The organism is Microbulbifer agarilyticus, from assembly GCF_019800665.1.
Taxonomy (GTDB): Bacteria; Pseudomonadota; Gammaproteobacteria; order Pseudomonadales; family Cellvibrionaceae; genus Microbulbifer; species Microbulbifer agarilyticus_C.
In genome coordinates, this window is the sequence record NZ_JAHVKO010000001.1 from 416,226 (window position 1) to 442,679 (window position 26,454).

Genomic DNA, 26,454 nt, shown 5'->3' on the forward strand with positions numbered 1-26,454 from the left:
GTGTCAGAGGGCTCTATGTAAAAAGCATAGGGTAGCGAGCGCCCGGTTATTCCAGTTGTGATTTCCACGGGTGTGAATTTATCCGTCAAATTATCGCCGCAAAGCGGGAATTCACCTTACTGCAAACCTGCAGCACCTATATTCAGAGGCAAATGGAACAGGACTCGAATAAGGGTATAAACATGCTAAAAGCAAAAACACTGTGTACAGCAATCGCTCTGTCCATCTGTGCGCTGGGCGCCACGTCTTATGCTCTGGCCCAATCTGGCGCGCAGGAAAAATACCCCGTCGGCGAACCCAAGCCGAACAGCTTCTGGTGGCCGGATGAATTGGATCTATCGGTGCTGCGCCGCAATGCCGCAGCCTCCAATCCGCAGGGCGAGGATTTTGATTACGCCAAGGCATTCAACAGCCTGGACTACAACGCGCTCAAGAAAGACATAGAGACCACGCTCAAGACTTCCCAAGACTGGTGGCCCGCCGATTACGGTCACTACGGTCCATTTATGATTCGCATGTCCTGGCACGCGGCCGGTACTTATCGGGTAATGGATGGCCGCGGCGGAGCGGTTGGCGGCCAGCAACGCTTCGAACCACTCAATAGTTGGCCAGACAATGCGAGCCTGGATAAGGCCCGCCGCCTGCTGCTCCCGGTCAAGCAGAAATACGGTGACAAGATTTCCTGGGCGGACCTGATGGTACTGACCGGCAACGTGGCACTGGAATCCATGGGGTTCGAGACCTTTGGCTTTGCCGGTGGCCGGGAAGATGATTGGGAGGCGGACCTGGTGTACTGGGGGCCTGAAACCGAGTGGCTCGCGGACAAGCGCTACAAAGGTGACCGCAAGCTGGACCGGCCGTTGGCGGCGGTGCAGATGGGATTGATCTATGTAAACCCGGAAGGCCCCAATGGCAATCCGGACCCGATTGCGGCGGCCAAGGATATCCGCGAGACCTTTGGCCGTATGGCAATGAACGACGAGGAAACCGTCGCGCTTATTGTCGGTGGGCACACCTTTGGTAAGGCGCACGGCGCAGTGAAGGTCGACTGTATCGGCAAAGAGCCGGCGGCCGCGGGTATCGAACAACAGGGGTTCGGCTGGAAGAACAAGTGCGGTACCGGCAAGGGCATTGATGCCTTTACCAGTGGTCTGGAAGGCGCCTGGTCGGTGAGCCCGATCCAGTGGAGTAATCAGTATCTGGAGAACCTGTTCAAGTTCAACTGGGTGAAAACCAAAAGCCCCGCCGGCGCTACCCAGTGGATTCCGGAAAACAACCAGGCCGCCAATCTGGTGCCGGACGCCCATGACAAATCCAAGCGCCATGCGCCAATTATGTTTACCACCGACCTGTCACTGAAGATGGATCCGGCCTACAAGGCGATCTCCCAGCGCTTTCTGGAAAACCCGGACGAGCTGCAGAAAGCCTTCGCCAAGGCCTGGTTTAAATTGCTCCATCGGGATCTTGGGCCCAAGTCCCGCTACCTGGGGCCAGAGGTGCCGAAAGAGGATCTGATTTGGCAGGATCCGATTCCCGCCGTGAATTTCACGCTGATCAGTGAGGGCGATGCCGAAAACCTAAAGAAAAAAATCCTCGCCTCTGGCCTGACGGTTCCGGAACTTGTACGTACCGCTTGGGCCGCGGCCGCTTCCTATCGCGACTCGGATGCCCGCGGTGGCGCCAATGGTGGGCGTATTCGCCTGGCGCCGCAAAAAGACTGGCCGGTAAATACCCCCGCGGAGTTGTCCAAGGTGCTCGCCAAGCTCGAAGGTATTCAGAAGGACTTCAATGGTGGCCTCGGCGGCGGCAAGAGAATCTCGTTCGCCGATACCGTGGTCCTGGCCGGTAACGCCGGGGTGGAAGAAGCGGCAAAGAAAGCCGGTTACAGCGTCAAGGTGCCATTCAAACCGGGGCGCAATGACGCCACTGCCGAGCAGACTGACGTCAAATCTTTCGGCTGGCTAGAACCACGTGCGGACGCGTTCCGGAATTACTATGGCAAGGGCAATGTGCTGTCGCCAACGGAAGCCATGGTGGACAAGGCCAGTATGCTGGATCTGACGGTGCCGGAAATGGCGGTGTTGATCGGCGGCATGCGCACCATGAACACCAATAGTGACAAATCTGCGAATGGGGTATTCACCGATAAGCCTGGAACCCTGAGCAATGATTTCTTCGTCAATCTGGTGGATATGTCGACCGAGTGGAGTAGGTCGGGTGAAGGGCTATTCGAGGGTAAAGACCGCAAGACCGGTAACGTCAAATGGTCGGCGACGCCCGTGGATCTGATCTTTGGTTCCAACGCCGAGCTGCGCGCCGTTGCCGAGTACTACTCGGAAGACGATGCCAAGCAGAAATTTGTCGACGACTTCGCGAAAGCTTGGCACAAGGTAATGAACCTCGACCGTTAAGTGTTGGCGGTGATCCATTCTCGCTGTTAAGCGTAGTTAGAATTTAATTGCGCTTCCCAGCGAGGATTTCCCCTGCTAGGCGAGCATTACCTCCTCAAGCGGATATCAGATGAACATTTCGACTGCAGTAATCAGATTCACTGTCTTTGTCATCTTTGTGGCAAGTGCCTTCCACTTCGGCCGTGCGAGCGCTGCGGAGTTAGACGTGCGGGTGCTAAACCCACCGGCCGAGGGCAATCTGGTTTTTCAGGTATATGACAACCCGGATGCTTTCGGTGACTTTCGCAGTCCTCGGAGCGAGGTGGTCATGGGGGTAAATGCGGAAGGCGTGTATCGTCTGTCCGGTGTACCCAGCGGCACTATCGCGGTGCTGGTGTATGCAGACGAAAATAATAACGGCGCTCTGGACCGAACCTTCATTGGGATTCCCAAGGAGCCGATTGGGTTGTCAAACAGCTATCGCCCCAAGGGGCCGCCGAGCTTTCAGCGCGCAAGCTTCTACCTCGCCGACGGCCAAACCACCACCATCGATATCGAACTGTTCCAGGTACTTGGCGAAGCCGGGCAGTGGGGTGTGGGTATCGGCGTGATCGGGCGCAGCAGTCCCTACGTGGGCTCTGATTCGGCGGTCACTCAGGTCATCCCTGCCATTACCTATTTCGGTGAGCGGCTACAGTGGGTGGGCCCAAGCCTGCGCTACGGAATTTGGGGGAGTGACACCCTGCGTTTCGCCGTGAATGCCACCTATCGCGTGGGCGCGTACGAAGAGAGCGATAGCCCGATCTTGGTTGGTCTCGGAGACCGCGACAGCACCCTGATGGCCGGCGTCGGCCTGGTGTACGACGGTCCCAACCGCATCGATGTGGATTTTCGCTATCAGCACGATGTGCTGGACCGCTTTGGCGGCGGTACCGCAGAATTCCGCGTGTCCAAGGGATTCCAGACTGGCAATGTCAGCTGGGGACCCTCTCTGGGGGTGAACTGGCTGAGTAGTGATCTCGCCAACTACGACTTTGGGGTGCCCATCTGGGCAGCTAACCCCGTCAGGCCTGCATACGACGTGGGCAGTACGGTTACGGTCGAGGGCGGCGTTGGCGGCATCCTGGAGATCACCGAGCACTGGCGCCTGATCATTGATCTGAACGTGGAATACCTTGGGGATGACATCTCGGACAGCCCCATCGTCGACGACAATCACGTCCTCAAGGGCTTCGCTGCGATTACTTACACCTTCTGATCGAGCGCGGCCCATCATCGCTGGGCCAAAGGTCCATGGGTTGGCGATGCGGTAGGCAGAAATTATCGCGGTAAGTGCTTTTCAGTGAGCCCTTTTCCAAGCAAGCGACGCGGCGCCAGAGGTCAGGGCTGGTGCCGCAAGTCAAGTCTGCACATTTCATTTTAAATCATTAGAATGCGCGGCCTTTTGGCCCTGTTGATCCAGCCCGTTTCCTTGCGGCGCTGGCCTCCGTGATGTTGACTGAGGAATTATGATCGTATTCACCCTGACCAATAGCGAAACCGATGAAGTATGGGTGGGCACTGCCCGCGATGGCGTGACCCCCGAGGCACGCTTTCGACAGATCCAAGACGCTGTTGCCCTGGGTATCGACCACCCGTTTTACCACGAGCTGAAGGCCTTTGGCGCCCATGCCTTTGAGGTGGAGCTGTTTGCCGCGGTGGAAGACCGCCTCGAGCAGCAGGAAATGGTTGAGGAAGCGCTGGATACCTACAACGCCAAAAGCCTTGTGGGCATAAAGACTGTGCGCTCCGGCACCACCAAAGCGGCCCTGGCGCCCAAGCCGAAGGTCAAGCCCCGTGCCACTGCGTCCAAAACCGTGACCAAGGTAACCGCCAAGCGCACTGCCAAGCCGGTAAAAGAAAAGATTGCTACTGGTCGCACCGGCAGCGCCGCCCGCGAGCGTGCGATTAAGGCCGGAATTGAGGCGGAGAAGGCCGCGATGGCTGCCGCCAAGGCGAAACGAGTGCAGGACGAGGCGGATGAGATGAAGAAGATTCTGGCCGCACTGGATTCCCGTGGGTCGAGCATGGCACGCCGCTAAGCGCCGACATTACCGAAGAACCAAAGGCGCCTGCGGGCGCCTTTGCTGTATTTAGCCCCTGTAAAAGTGGACCTGCATGGGAGTAGGCTAAGCTGTTGCCAACGGGCAAGAGAAAAGAGAATGGGGGACCGTGCGGTGGAGTTTATCCTTTACTCATTGGTGGCGTCGGTCGTTTTGACCCTGTTGGTGAACCTGATTCCGCTGGTGTTTCCCGATGCCGCGAGCAGGGTGCAGAAGAAGATAGAAGAGCATGCCCGACGCGCAATTGAGCAGCATGAAGACCCGGAAAGGCCCAGAGTTAAAGTGTTCTTTCCCTGGAAAGCCATGATTCTCGTTTCGATTCTGCTGACCATCCTAGTGAATGTCGTTGCGTATTTTACCCGGGGTTAGTCATGCCGTGCTGTGCGTACGCGTGGCAAACGATGTCGAACGATACGTGCTTAATTGCATTTAAAACTTGTCGTTGTTTATCTGATCCAGATTGTTGATCTTGGTTTTTCCCAAGATCTTCAATATCAGGTTTCGCACTGAACGCAGTCCCGGGTACACCACGTGTGCAACTTTTTCCGATCGGAAAATCACGTAGTTAAGTCTGTTAAAAAAGCCGCTGCGGCCACCGAGTAGAGACAGCACGTGAATCGCGTCGGAACCGTAATAAAGCTGATCACCAACCTTCAGTACCATGCCCTGGTCGATATCCAATCCGCGTCGCGTGACTTCGTTTAGCAGCGCGCTATCGTCGCGCGCATCAATCAGGGTTAAGTGGCCCAGATCCTCGCGAATTCGGACCAGGTTGCAATAGTAGTCGCACATGGGACACTGCTTATCGTAGAGCAATAGGATTTCTTGGTTCTCTGGCCCTGTTTCAGTGTGTTTCTCTGAGGGTGCGTGTGCTTCGCTCATGTCCTATTGTGTACGTCCTTTCTGTTGTCAGCTATCCGCAGCTTGGAAGCGGGCGATCTGACGATGCATCACGTGAAACCAAACCGGGGGTAACAGGGCCACCAGCATCATTCCCGGATAGCCGGTGGGCATTTGCGGGCTGGCCTCATGATGGCGCAGGATCGGGTAGGGGCGGCTTGCTCGCGCGTGGTGGTCGGAGTGGCGGGACAGCTCAAACAGTGTGAGCCGGCCCAGAATATGATTGGAATTCCACGAATGTACCGGGGAAACACGCTCGTAACGCGTGCCTTGTTTTACCCGTTGCAGCCCGTAATGCTCGATATAGTTGACTGTCTCCAGTAGTAGGATGCCTCCGGTCGCCGCGATCAAAAAGCAGGCTCCGGCTTTCACACCCAAAAAACCGAAGATCATTGCAACGGCGAAAACCTGCATGAACTGCCAGCGGAGCATTTGGTTATGAAGGGAAAACCAGTGCCGTTCTTGTTTGGCGAGTCGCACATTTTCCAACTGCCATGCAGACAGGTAACCCGTGTAGATTGAGCGTATCCAGAAGTGGTAAAGCGTTTCGCCTCTGCGCGCACTGGCTGGATCTTCTGTTGTGGCAACGCGCCGGTGGTGGCCGCGGTTGTGCTCGACAAAGAAGTGGGTGTTTAGTGAGGAGAGCAGGAGCAGCTTGGCGGCAAACTGGGGAAGTTGCTTTGGGCGGTGGCCTAACTCGTGTGCGACATTGATACCAAAGGTGCCGCACATTAATCCCAGGCCGGTGACTGCACCGACGAGTGGCAGTCCGTGCAAGTCGGGTAATACGAAAAAGAAGTAGCCCAGTAGCCCGTACTGAACCGGCACAGCCAGATACAGTAACAAGTCATACAGCGGATCGGATTCCAGGGATTTTTCTTCCAGCTCGGTCAGGTTTGATACGGGTGCCGGCAGGAGGAGTTCGAGCAGCGGTAATATGCCATAGGTATAGAGCAGGGGAATGAACGTCCACATTCCGCCCTGACTAAGGCCCAGCAAGACGAGTAACGGCAAGATGTAGGCCGCCAAATAGCGACCGGCGCGCAGAGAGTGCATAGAGCCTCCTTTGCTGTCTCCCACAGAATTATTGTTTTCGCTATCGGTGCTGCACCCTGTCGAGTGCATACATCAAGCTGTCGGAGTGATTGGCTACCCAAGGATTAAAGCGTGATTTAGCGCCCGCTGGCAATAGCATCCTTGGCTGAAACCAGTCGGTTATCCTAGGCGCGCCACTTGCAGGTATCTCACTCTGACAGCCCTGCGAAAATCTGATCCAAAACGAGTGTTTGTTGCGCGGGGCCGGGTGCAAGGCTCAGGGCGAGTAGTTTTTGGGCGACCTGGTCTCCGGTAATTGGGCGGTATTTCCTCAAACCGGGAAGTTTGCACAGTGTTGGTAGCAGCCAGGCCGCGAACTGCTCGCCTGCTCGCGCGTGATCGCGAGAGCCCAGCAGTAGTGAGGGCTGCAGTATGCTGATGTATTTGAATGGAAGTTGCAGCACCTGCTGCTCCAGCTCGCCCTTCATTTTCAGGTAAGGACTCAGGCTCTTAGCGTCGGCTCCGCTAGAGGAGACCAGCAAGTAGTGCGACACCGCGTTTTTAGCCGCAAGCTGCGCGGCCAATAACTGATAATCCAAATCGACCCGTCGCTGCGCTGGGATTGAGCCCGCTTGTTTTTTTGTGGTACCTAGGCAGGAGAATAAGCAGTCGCCTGCAAGCAGAGGTTGATAATTCTCCAGATGATCGAAATTCACCACGTGATTTTCGACCTTGGGCGACTGGTGCGGCGCGGATTTGCGGGTGAGGGTAATTACTTGAGTGAAATTGCTGGAGTTTACTAATCGCTCGACTAGTGCGCGGCCAACCAGTCCGGTGGCTCCCAGTACGATTGCAGTTTTTGTCATTTTTCAGCCCGCCATTCACGCCGTGAGCAGGCATTATTTTTTACCTGAGAGCAGTGCGCAAGAGCGTTCTCGGGGGAGGCCATGGGGAGACCTACGGATCCGACATTTCTTTCTTGCGCATTGGCATGGTGTCGATCAGCCCGAAAGCGACGTCCAGGTTGAGATCGGAGTATCGTCCTTTGATGCTGCCATCCTTGCCAATCAGCACTGCCGCTGCTCCGGGCGACTCCTTCAGCGTATTGGTGATCTGTTGTTGCAGTGAAGGGGTTATATCCTGCTCGCGGTTACTTTGTATGCCCGATGGACTGACCAGAAACCACACAAGATCCCGTTCGTTAATCGCTTGCTGGTTTTGGTCCAGCATAAGTCGGATCGCACCGGCGTTTTCGTTTGCATGGATAAGAAGCACGCGCTGCTTCCACTGGTACTGCTTGAGTTGGTCCGCTGCTATGGCAGTGGTGGCGAGAGCAGTCAGTGCGAAAGTGATCAGGTAAAAGCACATGCGGCGCATCGTAGGAACCTCGGATGGCACGATTTACTTCTTTCAGTATATACAAGTGTTGGAATTGTGCGTCACAGCCATTGGCGGCTATTCAATGGGGCCACCCCTGGTGTGGGCTGGAGCAACGGCATCCGGCAAGTGACGGGACGCTGGACTAACCTAGAGAGACAGATTTCACATCACTCTTTTTACTTCACTCTTTAAGTTCACTTAGCGGAGGCGAAACAATGGCGTGTTCTCATACTCATACGCACCCAGGCCATACCCACGGCGCAGGCTGCGGTCACACGGCGGTGCGGCATGGCGACCATACGGACTACTTGCTTGACGGTAAGTTGCATCACCCACACGGTGATCACTGCGATGAACATGCGATTGAAGTAAGCGCCACTAACCCGGATGGCTGTAATCCGGTGCACACGTGTGGTGAACATGTGCATGGCCCGGGTTGTGGACACGAGGCGATTCCTCACGGGGATCATGTGGACTACATCGTCGACGGTCGATTACACCATGTGCACGATGGCCATTGTGACGACCACGGTCCAGTTGAAATCGTTAACTAACGGTTTTTGAATGACTGCTGTCAGGGCTTTCGTCCTGGCAGTAGTGAATTGCCAGCCACACGCAGGTTTCATCGGGAGAGGTCCAGCGCACTCGGTGTTTGCAATGCGCGGGGATATCCAGGTAGTCACCCTTTTCCAGGTGGGCGATAGACCCATCTTCAAATTCCAGCTCGGCGCTGCCTTCCAGCAATACCACCCATTCCGCGCGCGTCTGGTCGTACCAGTCGTGATCCGGGGTTTTGTGCCCTCGGGAAATAATCCTTTCGATTAATGTACTTTCAGACTGACTTAGTGATTCGAACAATTCATCTTTGAGTGGCCCCGCTGGAATATTCCGAAACAAGTTGCCGCTTTTCATTGAGAAATGTTTACCCAAAAGACCGCCTGCCCACAGCCGGTAAAACTGTGGGCAGGTGGTGGTTACATCGTTCTTATTGGGCGTTCATGCTATTGAGCTTGTCGCCCACTGGTCCGGAGAAATTGTAGCCGTCGTGTTGGTCCCAATTGATCGACCAGGTCATCACGCCACCAAAATCCGGATAGGCGTATGCCGGCACAATGCTGCCACAGTTCTGCAGGATGGTCAGGCAGTCCAGTGCATCCAGGATATTTTGCGTCGGCGCCTGACCGGAGTTTGCCGAGCTGGGGCCGGATGGCAATCCGATGGCAACCTGATCGTCGCGCAGCGGCGCAAACTGACTGCCGTCAGCGAGTTCAAAGCCTTCGATCAGCATGCGCGCATGGGCCACCATCATATTCACCGAGCCCTCGGCTGCAGCACCGCTCTCATAGGGGTTCATCAGTCCACCATTGTTGTAGAGCTGTACGTGCAGCAGGTCGAGGGTGTCGCGCAGCTCGTCAATCAGCGGGATATACGCACCCCAGATCCCGGAATAGGCCACCATGCCGCCGTGCACATAGGGGTGCTCCGGAGCCATGGTCAGGTACATATCGCCACCCATATTCTGCTCGATCTGACGCAGTGCGCGCGGCAGGCGCGCCTGAATCTGCGAGCCATGCACCAGGTTGGAACCGCTCTCCAGATCGATATCCAGGCCGTCAAAGCCCCACTCATCAATGATGGCGGACAGGCTGGCGACGAAGTTGGCTTCATCGGAGTCGGTATTGAGCGTAATGGTGCCCTCGGCGCCGCCCAGGCTCAGCACAATAATTTTGCCCTGGGCCTGCAGTTCCGCCACATCCTGTTTGAACAGATCCGGGTCCATTGGCGGGCAGCTGGAATGGATGTCCTGCTGGAATAGATTGAAGTGCACGGTACCATCGGAGTTGCGATCATTATCCGCAAAGGCAATGTCGATAATGTCCCAGGCCGATGAAATCTCGCGCAGGCGAATCGGACAGCCGGCTGGATTAACGAAGTTGTGCCAGTAGCCAATCAGCTTGTGTTTTTTACCAACCGGGGCATTGATCACCCGCACGCTGGCCGCGGTGCTGCTCGCCTCGTTGCCAGCGTTGTCCGTTGCGACCGCTGTAATGCTGTAGTCACCCAGAGCACCGGGCGTGTAGCTTGCAGAGTAGGGCGCGCTGGTGTCTACCGCTACCTGCATGCCGTCGACCAGGAAGGCGACCTGGCTGATACTGCCCTGCAGCGCACTGGCCTCGGCTTCCAGGCTGATTGCGTTGCCAAGCGTGATTTGGCTACCGCTAGTCGGTGCCGTCAGTGTGGCAACTACCGGATCGGTGCTTACGCTCACGAGTACGGTTGCCTCGGTGCTGTTACCTTCGTCATCGGTTACAACGGCTTTTAACTGAACATCACCACTTCCGGCCACCGTCCAATTGATGGCATAGGGCGCACCGGTGTCGGTACCCAAAGACTGACCCGAGGCAAAGAACTCAACCTGGGCCACGCTGCCGTCCCCGTCGCTGGCGTCCGCGCTGAAGCTAATTTGTTCGCCCGCGAGCAGGGTGCTGTTATCTCCCGGTTGGGTAATAGTGAGCTCGGGTGCGATTGCACAGATGCCGAGGTCGGTCCAGGCATCGGTCCAGTGTTGGCCCACGCCCGGCTCATAAGCCCATGCGGCATTGGAGCTACACCAGCCGGCGATATCGCAGCGGTATTTGTGGTTTACGTTCTCCACCACATCGCTGGCCGCATAGCTGGTGCCCGCGCTGTAGGCCGGAACACCGGCACAGCCACCACCGACCTGGCCGGCCTCGACGGCAAGCGACACTACATTGGAGGCGGTACTGGCGCCGTCGTTATCGGTGGCAATCGCTTTAAAGCTGTGAGTGCCGGCCACTGCTTGCCAGTTGACTGCAAACGGCGCCTGGCTGCTGCTTCCCACGGCGACATCATCGACGAAGAACTCGACAGCGGTTACGTTGCCGTCTTGATCTGCGGCATCGGCGGTTAGGCTGACACTGTCACCGGCGCTAATTTGCGACTGGGCGGTGGGGTTGGTGAGGCTCACGGTGGGGGCGCTGTTGGCGTTGGGGTCGATTACATTGACGCTGACAGAGGCAGTGTCGCTATCGCGCCCCTGGTCGTCGGTGGCGATTGCGCTGAGGGTGTGGGCACCTGCGGTTGCTGTCCACGTCACCGAGTAGGGGGAGCTGGTATCCGTGCCGATGGCAGTGCCATCGAGCAAAAAGGTTACCTGGCTCACGGCGCCGTCACTGTCGCTCGCGTCAGCGCCGATGATAACGCTGTCATTCAGGCTCAAAGTGGCGCCATCCAATGGAGAGCTCAGGCTCACCTGGGGTTTCTGATTGCCGCCTTCACAGGCGCCGACGAGTCGCCACTCCTGATAGGCATCTGAATGAGTTTCCGGGTTGTGGTTTTGTGTCCACCAGTTGGCGGTGTAGGCATTGCCGTTGTACTGGATTTGAGCGCCGCCGTTGTAGGCGGTGGCCGAATCCCATTCGGCGAGAGCGCTGCAATCCGTCGCCTGTGCCAGACCTGGCGCAGATGCGGTGAATAGCATTGCGAGCGCAACGAGTGTGCGGGGTGTCTTCATGACGATCCTCGGAGAGTTGATTTATCGTTGTTTGAGTACCTCTTCCGCCGCTCAGGGTAAGCAGCAATATTCAATAGGTGCAATACGATTTGCGTTCGTCAAGTTGCTACCGTTCGCGAGCTTCACACGCTAACTCGCTGAATTTTTGACACAATTTGCTGTGCGCTTCCAACGAATTCAGCTCCAAACTCGCGTGTTAATTGGCGCCAAATCAGGTCGCAGAAGGGGTCTGATCCGACAAAATGTCTAGCGCTGTCATTTGATGCTGATGTTCTTAAAGTGGGAGGGAGGTTAGGTCCAGATGGCGACGACGGCCATCAAGACAAGCCCGAGTATGGCCGCGAGCCACTTACTCATCCGGTCTGGCGGCGGGGGTAGGAATTCTTCCCGAATCACATCGAAAGTGGCGATATACACGAAGGTGCCTGCGGCCACGGCGTCAAAAATGGCCTCAAACAGGACTTTGCCGTGGCTGGCCAGTACATCGGCAATCAGTCCGCCAGTCACAATGCCCAGTGGCGTCATAATGGCAAAACCGGCTACCAGTGCCCGGGCTCGATTACGCTCCATACCAATGCGGTGCAGGCTCGCACCCAGTGCAAACCCTACACAGATTTTGTGCGCAATAATGGCGAGAAACACCACAGCAAAGTTGCTCAGCGAGCTCTGTGCTCCCATGGCTAGCCCGGCCAAAATAGAGTGTACCGATAAGGTCAGTAGCAATAGGTAAGGGTATGTGTTGGAGGATTTGATTGCCTCGATCATGCGGGGCGTTTGTACGGTGATACTGGTTCCTATCGCTACACGCCCTAAGCGTGGGGCTACACTTTCGATAAAGAGCACCAGTAGAAATGAGGACGATGCCAGGAGCATTGCCCAGGGATAATCATTATGTGGCCAGAGTTTCTGGAATTGCGTATTGGCGTCCGCAAGCAAGTGAATAAACCCAGCGCTCAGCAACACTCCACCGGAAAAGGCAATTCCCCAGCCAAGCCAGCGTTTGCCTTTTGGCTCCGACTGCCCCCACCAGGGGAGCATTCCCCCAAAAATACCGCAGGCAAAGATAAATACAGCAGACGCGATCTTCAGGGTGAGCATGGTACAAGTTTACTTTTTGGTGGCGTCGGTTCCGCAACTTACGAGTGCCCGATTCTTGAGTTAAACGCTCTTGAGTAATTCATCGAGTGCCAAAACCGGTTGAATATCGATACATGCATTTACTTTGGCGAAGAAGGGCTCGTTGATTGCGGCCATTTTCTCAGCATCGTCAGCTTCGAAAACCAAAGTGCCAGCTCGGCAGCCATTATCGAGGTGGAAATACGCCGCTTCGGGTTTGGTTTCTTCTACCAAAACTTTAAGTGCCAACATCAGCGTGCCGTCTGATGCGCATTCGTTACCTTTCTCAACGGGAATAGTGAACCGGAAAAGTAACCGCATGTGTTGCTCCTTGGTCGCGTTGGTTTTGTTCTGACCCTGTTTGATTGGTGGCTTTCGCCCTTGTGCTGATTGACCACTCGCGAAAGCGGCCCGCACGAACAATGAGTTTAGTTCGATATAGCCATCATTTTTTTTGGGCATCGTTGGCAAAAAAGGGAGGAGTTGAACGAGCTTCGGGAGGGGGAGTTTTGCGCCTTGCTGATGTTTTGTGCGGCGGCACAAAAGCTGCAGCGGCTAGTTAACGCGGAGCTTCGATTTGTGTGGCGAGCACAATTGATACGGAACATTGATGAATGTATGAGGGGGTGGCGCAATATTCAACTCTTGGGGCTGTTCTTCACTTACTTTGCTTGAGTTCACAGTCTTGAAGGAATGCTCAAATGCCAGCAAAATAGCGCGCAAAGTCATTTTGGAAGCTTTAGGCGAATACGAGCGTGAAGGGATTCACCTTCTCGATTGTTTTTGGCACGTAACTTTGCATTAGTTTTTTGTGGGATTGGCTTTTATACGCTTAGGGCCTGAGCACTAGTGAGTTTGCTTCTAAAGAACAATATCGTCTGGATATTGCCGATTTTTTAATAGAGTGCGATTGAAAATACGCATTTGAGTATTTTGCTCAGTGTTTTTGGTCACGCTATCTGTGATGAATGCGCGAAACGAAAGGATGTCGTTTAATGGTAAAGCCAAATTTTTTCTTGGTAGGTGCAGCGAAAGCAGGGACTACGTCGATAGCTCAGGCTCTCGGTCAGCACCCTAATATCTTTATCACAGACCCTAAAGAGCCGAACTTTATCTCCAGTTTGGATAACTGTGATTCGTTGTCGGAAACGGATATCGCTGAATATCTTAAGTATTATCGTTCAGTCACAGATGAATCGATTATTGGTGAAGCGTCAGTAAATAATTTGCCGGCAAAGATGGCCGCGAAGCATATTAGGCAAATCAACCCGGACTCAAAAATCTTAATTTCCCTGAGAAATCCATTAACGCGAGTACAGTCGTTATATGAAATGTACTCCAGGCATGGACTAAAGCAGTCTTTTCAGTTTGCCACCAAAACCGATCCATGGTTGATCAAGCAGTGTTGCTATCATGATCCAGTAAATCGATATCTGGACAACTTCCCGCGAGAACAAATTCACTGGATTGATTTTGACAGCCTGAAGAGCGGCTGGGAAACCACAATGGCTGGTATTTATGATTTCCTGGAGGTTGAGCAAATCGACGGAGAAAGGCCGGTTGTGCGCAACGTCGGTGGCGTGCCGAAAAATAAAGCGTTCGGTTTGCTGCGAAATAGAGCCTTGATCAACCTTGCCAAGAAGACTATTCCTAAGCCACTCCATAATTTTGTCGATAAAAAAGTGAAAGGCGTCGGTTTTAAGAAAATGGAGTCCACCGAGTTGGATGTATCTTACCTGAAAGAACAGTTTGCCGATGACGTTTTGCGGTTGGATGACCTGCTGCAAACCAATTTCTTCGAAAAGTGGATAGAGGCTGCCTAGCTTTCGGGGCTGTATTCAGGTTTTTAATTCTTTCTCGCTTCTCGCAAAAAAAAGCCCCGCCGGTTAGGGCGGGGCTTTTCGGTTCAGGCTATCGCTTAAACAGCAACGTTCTGAATCTCAACCGCGGCAATACGCTTGCCTTCTTCGGCAGATTTTTGGAAGTCCTCAATCTGGTCGAAGTTCATGTAGCGGTAGATTTCCGCGGACATGGAGTTCAGGTTCTGAGCGTATTCCTGGTATTCCGCCGGAGTCGGCAGTTTGCCCAGGATCGCGCCAACAGAAGCCAGCTCGGCAGAGGTCAGGTACACGTTGGCACCGTCACCCAGACGGTTGGGGAAGTTACGAGTAGAGGTAGACAGTACGGTGCTGTTCGGTGCTACACGTGCCTGGTTACCCATACACAGGGAGCAGCCTGGCATCTCGGTGCGGGCGCCCGCGGAACCGTAGATGTTGTAGTAGCCTTCTTCCATCAGCTGGTGCTCATCCATCTTGGTAGGCGGAGAGATCCACATGCGGGTGGAGATGCCACCTTTGTGCTGTTGCAGCAGTTTACCAGCGGCGCGGAAGTGACCGATGTTGGTCATGCAGGAGCCGATAAATACTTCGTCAACTTTGTCGCCGGCAACTTCGGACAGCAGCTTGGCATCGTCCGGGTCGTTCGGGCAGCACACGATCGGCTCTTTGATTTCGTCCAGGTCGATTTCGATTACTGCAGAGTACTCGGCATCGGCGTCGGCAGACATCAGCTCCGGTTTCTCCAGCCATGCTTCCATGGCGCGAGCGCGACGCTCTAGGGTGCGCTTGTCACCGTAGCCTTCGGCAATCATCCAGCGCAGCAGGGTGATGTTGGAGCGCAGGTATTCGGCGATAGAGTCTTCCGGCAGCTTGATGGTACAACCAGCGGCGGAACGCTCGGCAGAGGCGTCGGACAGCTCGAACGCTTGCTCAACGGTCAGGTTGTCGAGGCCTTCGATTTCGAGGATGCGGCCGGAGAAGATGTTCTTCTTGCCTTTCTTCTCTACGGTCAGCAGGCCTTCCTGAATCGCGTAGTAAGGAATGGCGTGTACCAGGTCGCGCAGGGTGATGCCCGGCTGCATTTCGCCTTTAAAGCGAACCAGTACAGACTCCGGCATATCCAGTGGCATTACACCGGTAGCAGCGGCGAACGCCACCAGACCGGAACCTGCCGGGAAGGAAATACCCATAGGGAAGCGGGTGTGGGAGTCACCACCGGTACCTACGGTGTCCGGCAGCAGCATGCGGTTCAGCCAGCTGTGAATGATGCCGTCACCCGGACGCAGGGAAACACCGCCGCGGTTCATGATGAAGTCCGGCAGGGTGTGCTGGGTGTCGATATCAACGGGCTTCGGGTAAGCCGCGGTGTGACAGAAAGACTGCATGGTGAGGTCAGCCTGGAAGCCCAGACATGCCAGGTCTTTCAGTTCGTCACGGGTCATCGGGCCAGTGGTGTCCTGGGAACCAACGGTGGTCATCTTCGGCTCGCAGTAGGTGCCCGGGCGAACGCCTTCCATACCGCAGGCTTTACCGACCATTTTCTGTGCCAGGGTGTAGCCCTTGCCGGTGTCGTTCGGCTGCTCCGGCAGACGGAACAGATCGGAAGCGCCCAGACCCAGGGATTCGCGCGCTTTGGTGGTCAGGCCGCGACCAACGATCAGGTTGATACGGCCACCAGCCTGCACTTCGTCCAGCAGTACGTCGGACTTCAGTGCGAACTCGGAAAGTACTTTGCCGTCTTCCGCGAGGATCTTGCCGTCGTAAGGACGGATTTCGATCACGTCGCCCATGTTCAGTTCGTCAACCGGCGCTTCGAATACCAGTGCGCCGGCGTCTTCCATGGTGTTGTAGAAGATCGGCGCGACTTTACCGCCGATACAGATACCGCCACCTTTTTTGTTCGGTACGCCTGGCAGCTCATCGCCGAAGAACCACAGTACGGAGTTGGTAGCAGACTTACGGGAAGAACCGGTACCGACTACGTCACCGACGAAAGCAACCGGCAGGCCCTTGGCCTGGACTTCTTCGACTTGCTTCATCGGGCCGACAACACCGTGCTCTTCAGGTGTCAGACCGTCGCGGGTCATTTTGTACATGGCGCGCGCGTGCAGAGGGATGTCCGGGCGGGACCAGGCATCCGGGGCAGGGGACAGGTCGTCGGTGTTGGTTTCGCCGGTTACCTTGAATACGGCAACCTTGATGCTTTCAGCAACCTTGTCGCGCTTGGTGAACCACTCGCCGTCAGCCCAGGACTGGATTACGGCTTTGGCAACTTCGTTGCCCGCTTTGGCTTTCTCTTCCACATCGTGGAAGGCGTCAAACATCAGCAGGGTGCCTTTCAGCTGCTCACCGGCCAGCTCGGCCAGATCTTTGTCGTCCAGCAGCTCAACCAGGGTGGCAATGTTGTAGCCGCCCAGCATCATGCCCAGCAGTTTGGTGGCTTGTTCTTTGTCGATCAGCGGAGACTCAGCTTCGCCTTTAACGATCGCGGTGAGGAAACCGGCTTTTACGTAAGCTGCTTCGTCCACACCCGGCGGAACGCGGTTGGTGATCAGGTCCAGCAGTTCCTGCTCTTCACCCGCGGGCGGGTTTTTCAGCAGCTCGACCAGGCCGGCAACTTGCTCGGCGTTCAGGGGCTTGGGTGGAATACCTTGTTCGGCGCGTTCAGCGACGTGTTTGCGATAGGCTTCAAGCACGGATAATTCCCTCTTTGGTGTATGGGGTAGAACCAACAGCTTTCCTGGAATCCGGATATGGCGTTTTTCGTCAACCGAACCCCGATTTACATCGATGGCCGCTGGAAGCGGGTGGCGAATTCTACATTAATCGCCAGTTGCTGTTAAGTTCCTTGAAAAATCAATAACTTACGCAAATTTCGATCATTCATATGGTGAATGGGGGTCGTATTTTGAGCGTTTAATAAGTGAGAATCAATCGCAGTTTCCACTTATGAGGGCCGCTAATATCCACGCCATGAATGGGCCAAATCGATCAGTAAAATGCTATTCTGTGACGCTCGATTTCACACCATTTTATCGGCGTGGTGAGTAAACGCAGTTTTGCGTCACCCTCAAGAGCGCGGCCGGCAGGAGAGGTATTTTCGCTTCATGGCGATCTATAAGAAAGTGCGTACACCGTGTATTGGCGTCTGCTCCACCGGCATTGGCGATAATGTGTGTCGGGGCTGCAAGCGGTTTGCTCACGAGGTGATCGACTGGAATGCCTATTCGGAAGAGCAGCGCCGAATCATCGCCGAACGTCGTGACGGCTACCTCGCCAATGCGGTGCGCAGCCAGCTGGAAATCGTCGATCAGAACCTGCTGCTGGCACAGTTACGTCATCAGCAAATCCGCTTCAATGAAGATCAAAGTCCGTACTGTTGGGTTTTTGAACTGTTGCGTGCGGGGGCCAGCCAGATTGAAGATCCTGCCGACTATGGCCTGGCGTTAACGCCCGTATCGCGCGGAGTGCCGCTGGTGGAAGTACGTCAGCGTATCGATGACGACTTCTTTGCGTTGTCAGTGGCCTACTATCAGCGTTTTGTGGCGCCAGGCTTGGCGGTGCAGGCAGGCTGATTCAAGTTAGCTGAGTCAGTTGGGGCTGTCGTTTGCCAGGTGCACCCTGAGTGCTGCTAGAAACGGGGTCTTTTCGATACGTAAATCCCGGCGGGTGCGGCGCTGACTGAGCGGTGGATTGTGATCCACCCTAGTAAATTCCGGCAGGGTGCGGTCGCCTCCACTATTCACCAATACCGGCATGGCTGCATAGCCAACCTGTCGGTATTCCTCTTGTTTGTCCCGAAAAATTTCTGCCACTTGCAGGTTGGGGCGGCTTTGCATTTGTATTTGGCGCAGACTGTCGTGCTGGCTTTTGTGCAGCCCGGCGAGTAGCTGTCGCTGATACTGAATGCCCTGGTCTTGCCCCTGCGGGTCCAGCTGAACCAGTTTTTTCTCGCACCAATCCACACTGACTTTGCGGATAGACTTTCGCGCCTTAATCCAGCTAAGTGCCACGGCATCTGGTCGCTCGGGGCAGAGCAGTATCTGTCGGTAGCATTGCCGCAAATGCGCTCTGGAAAAACCAGCGTCACCGAGCATCTCCCGCAATAAGCGATCGCGCTCCAGCGCGGGGCGGGGCGCGAGAGATTCCTTGATGGTTGCGGTGAGCTGCTGAAATTGCACTTTGCTGGTATTGAGTTCCTGTGCCAGCGTGATGATTTCTGCGGGGACCGCGAGCAAGCCGGGGATCTGCAAGGTATTGCGTGCGTCACCGGGCAGGTGCTGTTCACCGTAATCCAGATTGGTAAATAGCGCCGCTGCGAGGGTGAAAGGGGTGTCGAATGTGACCCCGAGTCGTTCTGCCGCCTCGATCGCGAAGCCGGGCTGGAGTAGGTAGCTCTGCCACGGATGTGTAGCCGTCTGCAGTTCGATCAGGTTTTGCGCGAGTCTGTCTGCCTGTGTATGCATCAGCTCGAGAACTTCCGTCAATTGGGCTTCAAATTGCCTGCTACTGGTCGCAATCGCGTTTCCGCTCATTGGTATCTCCGCATGTGGTTGTCGGCGAGCTGATAGGTTGACTGCACAAGCTGTGCGCGCCACATTTGATGTGATATTAATCCACTTAATAAGTCGTTATCAAATGATGTTGCAAGCCGCGAAAAGCAAGATCTGCACTTCGTAGCAATGGTCACCAAAAGTGGGGGGAGGGGCGTTATAATGCGCGCGCTAATCCGCCCTGGTGGCGCCTGTTGTTGTTCATTGGTTCTGTTATGAGTACTACCCCCGTTCCGGATCTCACCGCTATCCACGAGTTTCTGCTGTGTGAAACGCCTGATGCCTGGGTGCAGGCCGCGCTGGCGGAGCCGGAGATGATGTTGGTTGATCACGCTAATTGTGAGAAAAAGGCCGCCGGAACCGCGCTGAACCTGATGTTTCGCTATCTGGACAATTTCAAACTGCTAAACAAGATGTCGCGTCTGGCCCGTGAAGAGCTGCGTCACTTTGAGCAGGTGATCGCCATTATGAAAAAGCGCGGCATCCGTTATCCGCACGTCAAGGCGTCCCGTTATGCGGCGGGCTTACGTGACCATGTCCGCCGCGAGGAGCCCGGTCGCCTGGTGGATACATTGATCTGTGGTGCGATCATTGAAGCGCGCTCCTGCGAGCGTTTTGCGCGTATTGCGCCGCACCTCGATGAGGAGTTGCAGAAGTTCTACCTGTCACTGTTGAAGTCGGAAGCCCGCCATTTCAAGGATTACCTGACCCTTGCGCAGGAAGCCGTTGCAGAAGATATTACTCCGCGTGTGCAGGCGTTATTGGAGGTGGAGCGCACGCTGGTGGAGAGTGAGGACGAGGATTTTCGCTTCCATAGTGGTGTTCCTCAGCAGGCCTGAGGGGCCTGATAGAGAGCTTGTGAGGAGCTTGATCGGGAGCTTGATACGGGGCCTGATAGAACGGCTCGATTTCAATCAGGATCGAGCTTTTTCAGCAGCTCGACGAAGTCGTCCAAGTCCAGCGCGTTACTGCACTCCACCTTAAACTTGTTATGAAAAAATATCGTCAGTTCGACGCGGTTTGTGCGTAGAAATACGGTATAGCCGTCGAAATCGGTGCTAGCCGTCAGGCCATGGAATTGCCAGCCATCGTCTATTTTTTTGCCTTCCTTGGTCACCCGGTTGAATACGCGTAGTGCTTGTTTGACGTCAATTTTCTGCTCGAGCTCCATTCCAGCCTCCATGGCCTTGTCTAAGCTTAAATGCGCATTTCCGTCATCCAGCTTAGATCCGACAATGCCATCCAGCCAAGAATCTACCGTCCCCTCGTTACAGTTGTTTAATTACCTGGCGTATTTTGGCGTCTTGCCGTTCGTGCTCGGCTTGTGGATGCAGTGGGTGGGGGGGGCGTTTGGTTATGTCGACGGACGCTTTTTGTTTGCAGCGTATAGCTGCGCCATTTTGAGTTTCCTGTGCGGAATATGGTGGGGTGGGGCGTTGAATGCAGCGCATCATCCGGCACGCAATAGGTTGATGTATCTGAGTAACGGATTGTGCCTGTTGGGATGGGTCGGGCTGTTGCTTTATCGGACGCCGATCGGTTTGCCGTTACTGTTACTGTGTTACGTATTTGTAGAGCGCGCGGAGGCGTATTTAAAGCCAAACCGGCGCGAACTAAAAAGTTATTTTCGCACGCGTACGCGGGTGACCTATTTGGTGGTCGCTTGCCATATCCTGATGGTACTGCTCAGTTTTTCTGGTGGGTAGTGGTCTTGTGCGGTTTGAGCGTTTTTTTGAGTTTCGCTCGGTCATTGCGCGGGCGTTTGTGTCGCCGTGATTACGGAATAGGGCGTAAGCTCCTGCAAAATTTCTTGCAGGGTGATGAGCTGCCAGCACGGCTGGGCGCCCCGTAAATAGCTCGGGCGGCCGTCGTTGGTGAGTAGTTTCCGGGCGAGCGCGGCGGCTGGTGCTGCGGGTATCCATGGGCCATCGCCATTCAGGCCTAGTATTTGCCAGCGGGCTTTTGCTGATCTTTTCTGTGTCTCTCCGTGTACTTCTATTGTCATGCCGCCATGTGGTGAGCCGCCCGGCCACCAGGCTGCTAGCTTGTGTCCCCATTTGGCGAACCAGGGAAGGTGCCAGTTCGTCGAGCGTTGTTTTACTGTGTGGGCGAATTTTGCGCACCAGCTTAAACCGTCTTGCAGTGCCCAAGGTTGCACGCCGGTGCCAAAGCGGAGGTTTTGCAGTTTGGGCCACAGTGGCGGGATGAGCTTGAGGTCTGGAATATCGAAATCACACACGTGCCGAGTGCCTACCGGGTGCCCGAGGTGGACTTTTCGGGGCTCGGCACCGGCATAGGTGCGATATGCGCGGCCTTCACGAATGATATTGAACTCGCTGCCCAGTGCATCCAGACCGGAGCGTACCGTGGCGAGTCCGCGGTGGATCCTATGTGCAGGGGCAATAGCAATGTCGATATCGCTGATCGAGTCGAATGGTTCTGTGAGCATCCCTAGTACGGCTGAGCTAAGTCCGGGCAGGCTGCTTGCGCCGGTTACTGCGCAAATACCGGCGTTGGCGGCATTGCTATTCAGCGTTTCGAAGTTGGTGACAAAGTCCGTGCCATCGGCGATGTCGAGATAGTGCACCTTGTGTTCAATGCAAGCGCGGGCCACCTGATAGTCCTGCCCCTGGAATGGCCCGGCACAGTGGATCACGACGTCGAGATTTAGGCCGCGAATTTGCGCGGAAAAATTGATCGAATTGAGGTCCAGGCGTAGGCCGACAAACAAGGTTTGGGGGAATTGCTCTTGTAGTCGGTTGGCGAGCAGGGAGGCTTTGAATTGGTCGCGGCCGGCAATAAGGATTTGTACCGATGGCACGCTGGCCAGCATTTCAGCAATACGGCTGCCAAAGGTGCCGTAACCACCCAAAATAAGCACTCGTTTGCGGATCGCGTGTTGTGCAGACAATGATTCGCTCCTGATCCTTGGCGCGTTTTTCTTGTATTGGTGGCCTCTAAGGTAACAGGCTGGGGAGTGACGGGCTAGGGGGTGATGGGCCAGTGGATCAGGTCCAGCCCGTTATCGTCCGCTTTAATGCTCCAGCCTAGCTTGCCCCAGTCGCCCAGCACTAGGCGCTCGGCCGATTGGCCGCTTACGGTGAGTTGGTGGCGGTGGGGGCGGTGCGTGTGGCCATGAATCATGGTGTCGCAGTTGTGCTCTGCGAGCGCCTTGACCACTTCTTCCGGTGTCACGTCCATGATGTCTTCGGCTTTGAGGCTGTTCATGGATTTGGAGGCGGCCCGAATTTGTTCGGCAATCTGGCGGCGCTCTTCCAGTGACTTGCTCAGCAGCACCTGTTGCCACGCGGGATTGCGTGCCTGCTGGCGAAATGCCATGTACTCCTGATCGCGTGTGCACAAGCTGTCACCATGCATTAGGAGTACCGGCTTGCCGGCCAGTTCGACAACGCTTGGGTCTGGGAGTAGGGTGGCGCCGCAGCGCTGGGCAAAGTCTTCACCGAGCAGGAAGTCGCGGTTGCCGTGCATCAGGTAGAGTGCCGGTCCGCTTTGCGAATAGGTGCGGAGTTGCTGGGCAACCTGTTCAATCAGCGGTGCATCGTCGTCGTCCCCGATCCATACTTCGAAGAAGTCGCCGAGAATGTAGAGTGCGTCCGCATCGGCCGCGGGCCCCTTGAGGAAGTCAAAAAAGGCCCGGGTGATGTCCGGGCGGGACTCGTCCAGGTGCAGGTCTGAAATGAGATAGCTGGCCACTGGATGATTCCGCCCTTGATCTGAAGTGCTTACTTGTCGGCGTAGGCGTCGGAGATGGTTACGCCGGTAATTTCGATGGTTTCGCGCGGTACGTCCTGATGGAAGCCATTGCTGCCGGTGGCAACGTCTTTGATCTTGTTTACCACGTCCATGCCGTCAACGACTTTGCCGAATACGCAGTAGCCCCAACCTTGCGCGTCTTTTGAGCGGAAGTTCAGGAAGTCGTTGTCGTTCACGTTGATGAAAAATTGAGCGGTGGCGGAGTGCGGGTCCATGGTGCGGGCCATTGCTACGGTGCCAGTGTCATTCTTCAGGCCGTTGTCTGCTTCGTTTTCTACAGCGTCGCGCGTTGGCTTCTGGTCCATGTTCGGGGTCATGCCGCCGCCCTGGATCATGAAGTTGTTGATCACGCGGTGAAAGATAGTACCGGTGTAGAAGTCGTCACGGCAGTACTGGAGGAAGTTGGCCGCGGTTTTAGGGGCCTTGTCAAAGTCCAGTTCCAGAGTGATGTCGCCGTGAGTGGTGTGCAGAGTGATCATAAATTGTCCTGTCCGGGGTCGGTTTGGGGCGGCATGATACTCTGTTCACAGACCGACGCAAGCGACTCAGGTAGTTGGCGTCCGGGAAATGAAAAGCCATGCGCAAACCCGCATCTGGGGTATAATCCGCCGCTTAGTTTGTACAGCTGTATATAGAGAAAGCTATGACATCCGAGAGCAAGCCCGCTCACTTTCTACAGAACATCATTCGTGAAGACCTGGCCGAGGGCCGGGTTGATCAATTGACCACCCGTTTCCCGCCGGAGCCCAATGGCTACCTGCATATCGGCCATGCCAAATCCATTTGTCTGAATTTTGGCCTGGCGAAGGAGTTTGGTGGTCAATGTAACTTGCGTTTTGACGACACCAACCCGGCCAAGGAAGAAGAAGAATACGTTAACGCGATCAAGCGCGACGTATCCTGGCTTGGCTTCGACTGGGCAGGGGACGCACGTTATACCTCGGACTATTTCGATCAGCTGCACCAGTGGGCGATTTCTCTTATTGAGCAGGGTAAGGCATATGTGTGCGATCTGTCGCCGGAAGAGGCCCGTGAGTACCGCGGCACCTTGAAAGCGCCGGGCAAAAACAGCCCCTACCGCGATCGCTCCGTAGAAGAGAACCTCGACCTGTTCGCGCGCATGACCGCTGGTGAATTTGACGAGGGTAGCTGCAGTCTGCGCGCCAAAATCGATATGGCTGCGCCGAACATTAACCTGCGCGACCCGATCATTTACCGCATCAAGAAGATGGCGCACCACCAGACCGGTGATAAATGGTGCGTATACCCGAGCTACGACTTCGCCCATGGCCAGTCCGATGCGATCGAAGGTATCAGCCATTCCATCTGTACCCTTGAGTTTGAAGACCACAAACCGCTCTACGACTGGTTTATCGAGAACCTGCCGGTGCCGGCACGTCCGCGCCAGTACGAGTTCGCCCGCCTGCAGTTGAACTACACCGTGGTGTCCAAGCGCAAACTGAAGCAGCTGGTAGATGAAGGCTTTGTGGATGGCTGGGACGATCCGCGTATGCCGACTCTTTCCGGTCTCCGTCGTCGCGGTGTGACGCCGGCGGCGATTCGCCAGTTCTGCGAAATGATCGGAGTTACCCGTTCTGACTCCACTGTGGATGTGGGCATGCTCGAATACGCCATTCGCGACGACCTGGACAAGAATGCGCCCCGTGCCATGTGTGTCATGGCGCCGCTGAAGGTGACTCTCACCAACTATCCGGAAGGGCAGCAGGAAATGCTGAGTGCCCCGGGCCACCCGGTGCGTGACGACCTGCCTGCGCGGGAACTGCCGTTCACCAAGACCTTGTATATCGAGCAGGAAGATTTCCGCGAGGAAGCCAATAAGAAATACAAGCGTCTGGTACTCGGCAAGAAAGTCCGTCTGCGCAACGCCTATGTCATCAAGGCCGACGAAGTGGTCAAAAACGACGCCGGTGAAATCGTCGAAGTGCTGTGTTCCGTTGATCTGGACACGCTGGGTAAGGACCCGGCAGACGGTGTGAAGCCCAAGGGTGTGATCCACTGGGTGTCTGCGGACAACAACGTCGATTGCGAAGTGCGCCTGTACGACCGCCTGTTCAATGAAGAGGCGCCGGATGCGGGTGGCAAGAATTTCCTGGAGTCAGTAAACCCCGACAACTTGCAGATACTCTCTGGTTGTAAGGCGGAAATCGGTCTCGCTCAGGCAGAGGCCGAGAAAGGCTACCAGTTTGAGCGCAACGGCTATTTCTGTCGCGACAGTAAGTACGGCTCGGCGGAAAAGCCGGTATTCAACCGTACCATTGGCCTGCGCGATAGCTGGGCCAAAGAACAGAGTAAGTGACAGGGCAAATAACAGGAAAGTAACCTCTGGTGGTGTGTTCAGGAGCTGCTTGACAGCTCCTGTAAAATCACGATTTCGATGGATGTCTTATGCACATCCAACTGTCAGCCATCAGATTAAGTAGCGGATAGAGATGTCTCTCAAGATCTACAACACCTTCTCAGGTGAAAAAGAAGTCTTTACACCCATCCAGGAAGATCGCGTGCGCATGTACGTGTGTGGTCCTACTGTATACAACCGGGTGCACATCGGTAATGCCCGTCCTGCGGTTGTGTTCGACACCCTCTATCGGGTGCTGAAAAGTTTGTACAACGATGTGGTCTACGCGCGCAACATCACCGATATTGACGACAAAATCATGAAGGCGGCGCGCGATAACGGTGAAGAAATCACCGCGTTAAGCCAGCGATTCGCGCAAGCGTACTTCGAAGATATGCTTGCGCTGAATACCCTGCAGCCAGATGTCACACCATATGCCACCGAGCACTTGCCTGAGATGATCGCGATGATCGAGGCGCTGATCGAAAAGGGCCACGCCTACGCTGCGGAAGGCCATGTCCTGTTCGCGGTAGAGTCCATGGAGAGCTACGGCAAACTGTCCAAGCGTTCCCTGGACGATATGCTGGCCGGTGCCCGGGTTGAAGTCGCGCCGTACAAAAAGTACGCCGGAGATTTTGTGCTGTGGAAGCCGTCTTCCGAGGAAGAGCCGGGTTGGGATAGCCCCTGGGGGCGCGGTCGCCCGGGTTGGCACCTTGAGTGCTCTGCGATGATCAAAAAGCACCTGGGTGAAACCATCGATATCCACGGTGGTGGCCGTGACTTGACCTTCCCGCACCATGAAAACGAGCGCGCGCAAAGCTGCTGCGCCAATGGCGTGGATTTTGTGCGTTACTGGATGCACAACGGCTACGTAAATATCGACGGCGAGAAGATGTCCAAGTCCCTGGGCAACTTCCGTATGGTCAATGATTTGCTGGAGCAGTACCCCGGTGAGGTCCTGCGCTTTGCGCTATTGTCGGCGCACTACCGTTCGGAACTGAATTTCAGCGCCGACCTGCTCGATCAGGCGTGGCGCACGCTGGATGGCCTGTATGGCGCCTTGCGTGAAACTCAGTCGGTAACCGCATCCGCGGCCAATCTGGAAGGTACTGCGTTTACCCAGGCCCTGCATGATGACCTGAATACACCGATTGCGATCAGTGAGTTGCATCAGCTGGCGCGAGACCTGAACAAGGCTGCGGAAGCTGAAAAGCCCGCGTTGAAAGGCCAGCTGCTTGCCGCGGGTGAGATGCTCGGTATTTTGCAGATGGACGCGGAAGCCTGGTTTAAGCAATCCCGTGGTGGTGATGCCATCAGTGAGGAAGAGATCGAAGCGTTGATTGCCGAGCGCCAGCAAAGTAAGAAGGACAAAAATTTTGCCCGTGCAGATGAGATCCGTGAGGAACTCAAAGCCAAAGGCGTCGTGCTGGAAGACAGCCGCGAGGGCACCAAGTGGCGCCGCGAATGAGCGGCGC

Annotated in this window: 25 protein-coding genes; 10 read left to right on the plus strand and 15 right to left on the minus strand. The window is 55.4% G+C overall.

Features of this window, described 5'->3' with window-relative positions; translation table 11 throughout:
• Positions 1-182: 182 nt before the first annotated feature.
• The 4 genes from katG to KUV22_RS01690 all read left to right on the plus strand — a co-directional run bounded on the left by katG (position 183) and on the right by KUV22_RS01690 (position 4,861).
• A complete protein-coding gene (katG, locus tag KUV22_RS01675) occupies positions 183-2,411 on the plus strand; it encodes a catalase/peroxidase HPI (RefSeq protein WP_222227903.1) in 2,229 nt (742 codons plus the stop codon).
• Positions 2,412-2,520: 109 nt separating this feature from the next.
• Complete coding sequence (locus KUV22_RS01680) at positions 2,521-3,648, plus strand: MipA/OmpV family protein (protein WP_222227904.1); 1,128 nt, start codon at positions 2,521-2,523, stop codon at positions 3,646-3,648.
• A 250-nt stretch (positions 3,649-3,898) separates the two neighbouring features.
• A complete protein-coding gene (locus KUV22_RS01685) occupies positions 3,899-4,471 on the plus strand; it encodes a hypothetical protein (RefSeq protein WP_222227905.1) in 573 nt (190 codons plus the stop codon).
• Between the two features lie 120 nt (positions 4,472-4,591).
• On the plus strand, positions 4,592-4,861 hold the full coding sequence (locus tag KUV22_RS01690) for a DUF2905 family protein (RefSeq protein WP_222227906.1): 270 nt from the start codon (positions 4,592-4,594) through the stop codon (positions 4,859-4,861).
• A gap of 60 nt (positions 4,862-4,921) precedes the next feature.
• Here KUV22_RS01690 and KUV22_RS01695 read toward each other — a convergent pair whose 3' ends face one another.
• The 9 genes from KUV22_RS01695 to KUV22_RS01735 form a co-directional block, all read right to left on the minus strand.
• Positions 4,922-5,374 carry a DCC1-like thiol-disulfide oxidoreductase family protein gene (locus tag KUV22_RS01695; RefSeq protein WP_222227907.1) on the minus strand — a complete coding sequence of 151 codons (453 nt, stop codon included), beginning with the start codon at positions 5,372-5,374 and terminating at the stop codon, positions 4,922-4,924.
• 27 nt (positions 5,375-5,401) lie between these two features.
• Positions 5,402-6,448 carry an alkane 1-monooxygenase gene (locus KUV22_RS01700; protein WP_222227908.1) on the minus strand — a complete coding sequence of 349 codons (1,047 nt, stop codon included), beginning with the start codon at positions 6,446-6,448 and terminating at the stop codon, positions 5,402-5,404.
• Positions 6,449-6,636: 188 nt separating this feature from the next.
• Positions 6,637-7,293: an NAD(P)H-binding protein gene (locus KUV22_RS01705; RefSeq protein ID WP_222227909.1), complete on the minus strand. Its 657-nt coding sequence runs from the start codon at positions 7,291-7,293 to the stop codon at positions 6,637-6,639.
• A gap of 91 nt (positions 7,294-7,384) precedes the next feature.
• Positions 7,385-7,825, minus strand: coding sequence for a DUF4174 domain-containing protein (locus KUV22_RS01710; protein WP_222227910.1), 441 nt, complete (start codon positions 7,823-7,825; stop codon positions 7,385-7,387).
• A gap of 176 nt (positions 7,826-8,001) precedes the next feature.
• Entirely contained in the window at positions 8,002-8,253 is a 252-nt protein-coding gene (locus KUV22_RS01715; RefSeq protein WP_222227911.1) for a hypothetical protein, read from the minus strand.
• Between the two features lie 100 nt (positions 8,254-8,353).
• Complete coding sequence (locus KUV22_RS01720; protein ID WP_222227912.1) at positions 8,354-8,719, minus strand: cupin domain-containing protein; 366 nt, start codon at positions 8,717-8,719, stop codon at positions 8,354-8,356.
• A gap of 73 nt (positions 8,720-8,792) precedes the next feature.
• Positions 8,793-11,342 (minus strand): Ig-like domain-containing protein, encoded by a 2,550-nt coding sequence (locus KUV22_RS01725; protein WP_222227913.1) that lies wholly within the window; start codon positions 11,340-11,342, stop codon positions 8,793-8,795.
• 291 nt (positions 11,343-11,633) lie between these two features.
• The gene (locus KUV22_RS01730; protein WP_222227914.1) at positions 11,634-12,440 is read right to left on the minus strand and encodes a ZIP family transporter; all 807 of its coding nucleotides are present in this window, start codon (positions 12,438-12,440) and stop codon (positions 11,634-11,636) included.
• Positions 12,441-12,500: 60 nt separating this feature from the next.
• Entirely contained in the window at positions 12,501-12,779 is a 279-nt protein-coding gene (locus KUV22_RS01735) for a DUF3303 family protein (protein ID WP_222227915.1), read from the minus strand.
• Between the two features lie 674 nt (positions 12,780-13,453).
• Here KUV22_RS01735 and KUV22_RS01740 point away from each other — a divergent pair.
• A complete protein-coding gene (locus KUV22_RS01740) occupies positions 13,454-14,281 on the plus strand; it encodes a sulfotransferase family protein (protein ID WP_222227916.1) in 828 nt (275 codons plus the stop codon).
• 95 nt (positions 14,282-14,376) lie between these two features.
• Here KUV22_RS01740 and acnB read toward each other — a convergent pair whose 3' ends face one another.
• Positions 14,377-16,992: a bifunctional aconitate hydratase 2/2-methylisocitrate dehydratase gene (gene acnB / locus KUV22_RS01745; protein WP_222227917.1), complete on the minus strand. Its 2,616-nt coding sequence runs from the start codon at positions 16,990-16,992 to the stop codon at positions 14,377-14,379.
• A gap of 411 nt (positions 16,993-17,403) precedes the next feature.
• Between acnB and KUV22_RS01750 the strand changes: the two genes are divergently transcribed.
• Entirely contained in the window at positions 17,404-17,871 is a 468-nt protein-coding gene (locus KUV22_RS01750; RefSeq protein WP_222227918.1) for a DUF1289 domain-containing protein, read from the plus strand.
• 15 nt (positions 17,872-17,886) lie between these two features.
• On the opposite strand, the gene KUV22_RS01755 is transcribed toward KUV22_RS01750, so the two are convergent.
• Positions 17,887-18,831 carry a hypothetical protein gene (locus tag KUV22_RS01755; RefSeq protein WP_222227919.1) on the minus strand — a complete coding sequence of 315 codons (945 nt, stop codon included), beginning with the start codon at positions 18,829-18,831 and terminating at the stop codon, positions 17,887-17,889.
• A 233-nt stretch (positions 18,832-19,064) separates the two neighbouring features.
• Between KUV22_RS01755 and miaE the strand changes: the two genes are divergently transcribed.
• Positions 19,065-19,688, plus strand: a complete 624-nt coding sequence (gene miaE / locus KUV22_RS01760) for a tRNA-(ms[2]io[6]A)-hydroxylase (protein WP_222227920.1) — start codon at positions 19,065-19,067, stop codon at positions 19,686-19,688.
• 71 nt (positions 19,689-19,759) lie between these two features.
• On the opposite strand, the gene KUV22_RS01765 is transcribed toward miaE, so the two are convergent.
• A complete protein-coding gene (locus KUV22_RS01765) occupies positions 19,760-20,020 on the minus strand; it encodes a DUF3081 family protein (protein ID WP_222227921.1) in 261 nt (86 codons plus the stop codon).
• Between the two features lie 64 nt (positions 20,021-20,084).
• Between KUV22_RS01765 and KUV22_RS01770 the strand changes: the two genes are divergently transcribed.
• Positions 20,085-20,555 carry a DUF3429 domain-containing protein gene (locus tag KUV22_RS01770; protein ID WP_222227922.1) on the plus strand — a complete coding sequence of 157 codons (471 nt, stop codon included), beginning with the start codon at positions 20,085-20,087 and terminating at the stop codon, positions 20,553-20,555.
• Positions 20,556-20,596: 41 nt separating this feature from the next.
• Here the strand turns inward: KUV22_RS01770 and KUV22_RS01775 are convergent, their stop codons facing one another.
• The 3 genes from KUV22_RS01775 to KUV22_RS01785 form a co-directional block, all read right to left on the minus strand.
• Complete coding sequence (locus KUV22_RS01775; RefSeq protein WP_222227923.1) at positions 20,597-21,760, minus strand: saccharopine dehydrogenase family protein; 1,164 nt, start codon at positions 21,758-21,760, stop codon at positions 20,597-20,599.
• A gap of 74 nt (positions 21,761-21,834) precedes the next feature.
• The gene (locus tag KUV22_RS01780; RefSeq protein ID WP_222227924.1) at positions 21,835-22,563 is read right to left on the minus strand and encodes a UDP-2,3-diacylglucosamine diphosphatase; all 729 of its coding nucleotides are present in this window, start codon (positions 22,561-22,563) and stop codon (positions 21,835-21,837) included.
• A gap of 29 nt (positions 22,564-22,592) precedes the next feature.
• The gene (locus KUV22_RS01785) at positions 22,593-23,102 is read right to left on the minus strand and encodes a peptidylprolyl isomerase (protein WP_222227925.1); all 510 of its coding nucleotides are present in this window, start codon (positions 23,100-23,102) and stop codon (positions 22,593-22,595) included.
• 164 nt (positions 23,103-23,266) lie between these two features.
• Here KUV22_RS01785 and KUV22_RS01790 point away from each other — a divergent pair, with 164 nt between their 5' ends.
• Both KUV22_RS01790 and cysS read left to right on the plus strand, forming a co-directional pair.
• Positions 23,267-24,940: a glutamine--tRNA ligase/YqeY domain fusion protein gene (locus tag KUV22_RS01790; protein ID WP_222227926.1), complete on the plus strand. Its 1,674-nt coding sequence runs from the start codon at positions 23,267-23,269 to the stop codon at positions 24,938-24,940.
• A gap of 133 nt (positions 24,941-25,073) precedes the next feature.
• Positions 25,074-26,447 (plus strand): cysteine--tRNA ligase, encoded by a 1,374-nt coding sequence (cysS, locus tag KUV22_RS01795; protein WP_222227927.1) that lies wholly within the window; start codon positions 25,074-25,076, stop codon positions 26,445-26,447.
• Positions 26,448-26,454 lie beyond the last annotated feature (7 nt).

What these genes read in the sequence shown, in the direction of transcription:
- katG (WP_222227903.1), top strand. Translation starts at nt 183, where the DNA reads ATGCTAAAAGCAAAAACACTGTGTACAGCAATCGCTCTGTCCATCTGT.
- KUV22_RS01680 (WP_222227904.1), top strand. Translation starts at nt 2,521, where the DNA reads ATGAACATTTCGACTGCAGTAATCAGATTCACTGTCTTTGTCATCTTT.
- KUV22_RS01685 (WP_222227905.1), top strand. Translation starts at nt 3,899, where the DNA reads ATGATCGTATTCACCCTGACCAATAGCGAAACCGATGAAGTATGGGTG.
- KUV22_RS01690 (WP_222227906.1), top strand. Translation starts at nt 4,592, where the DNA reads ATGGGGGACCGTGCGGTGGAGTTTATCCTTTACTCATTGGTGGCGTCG.
- KUV22_RS01695 (WP_222227907.1), bottom strand. Translation starts at nt 5,374, where the DNA reads ATGAGCGAAGCACACGCACCCTCAGAGAAACACACTGAAACAGGGCCA.
- KUV22_RS01700 (WP_222227908.1), bottom strand. Translation starts at nt 6,448, where the DNA reads ATGCACTCTCTGCGCGCCGGTCGCTATTTGGCGGCCTACATCTTGCCG.
- KUV22_RS01705 (WP_222227909.1), bottom strand. Translation starts at nt 7,293, where the DNA reads ATGACAAAAACTGCAATCGTACTGGGAGCCACCGGACTGGTTGGCCGC.
- KUV22_RS01720 (WP_222227912.1), bottom strand. Translation starts at nt 8,719, where the DNA reads ATGAAAAGCGGCAACTTGTTTCGGAATATTCCAGCGGGGCCACTCAAA.
- KUV22_RS01725 (WP_222227913.1), bottom strand. Translation starts at nt 11,342, where the DNA reads ATGAAGACACCCCGCACACTCGTTGCGCTCGCAATGCTATTCACCGCA.
- KUV22_RS01730 (WP_222227914.1), bottom strand. Translation starts at nt 12,440, where the DNA reads ATGCTCACCCTGAAGATCGCGTCTGCTGTATTTATCTTTGCCTGCGGT.
- KUV22_RS01735 (WP_222227915.1), bottom strand. Translation starts at nt 12,779, where the DNA reads ATGCGGTTACTTTTCCGGTTCACTATTCCCGTTGAGAAAGGTAACGAA.
- KUV22_RS01740 (WP_222227916.1), top strand. Translation starts at nt 13,454, where the DNA reads ATGGTAAAGCCAAATTTTTTCTTGGTAGGTGCAGCGAAAGCAGGGACT.
- KUV22_RS01750 (WP_222227918.1), top strand. Translation starts at nt 17,404, where the DNA reads ATGGCGATCTATAAGAAAGTGCGTACACCGTGTATTGGCGTCTGCTCC.
- KUV22_RS01755 (WP_222227919.1), bottom strand. Translation starts at nt 18,831, where the DNA reads ATGAGCGGAAACGCGATTGCGACCAGTAGCAGGCAATTTGAAGCCCAA.
- miaE (WP_222227920.1), top strand. Translation starts at nt 19,065, where the DNA reads ATGAGTACTACCCCCGTTCCGGATCTCACCGCTATCCACGAGTTTCTG.
- KUV22_RS01765 (WP_222227921.1), bottom strand. Translation starts at nt 20,020, where the DNA reads ATGGAGCTCGAGCAGAAAATTGACGTCAAACAAGCACTACGCGTATTC.
- KUV22_RS01770 (WP_222227922.1), top strand. Translation starts at nt 20,085, where the DNA reads ATGCCATCCAGCCAAGAATCTACCGTCCCCTCGTTACAGTTGTTTAAT.
- KUV22_RS01785 (WP_222227925.1), bottom strand. Translation starts at nt 23,102, where the DNA reads ATGATCACTCTGCACACCACTCACGGCGACATCACTCTGGAACTGGAC.
- KUV22_RS01790 (WP_222227926.1), top strand. Translation starts at nt 23,267, where the DNA reads ATGACATCCGAGAGCAAGCCCGCTCACTTTCTACAGAACATCATTCGT.
- cysS (WP_222227927.1), top strand. Translation starts at nt 25,074, where the DNA reads ATGTCTCTCAAGATCTACAACACCTTCTCAGGTGAAAAAGAAGTCTTT.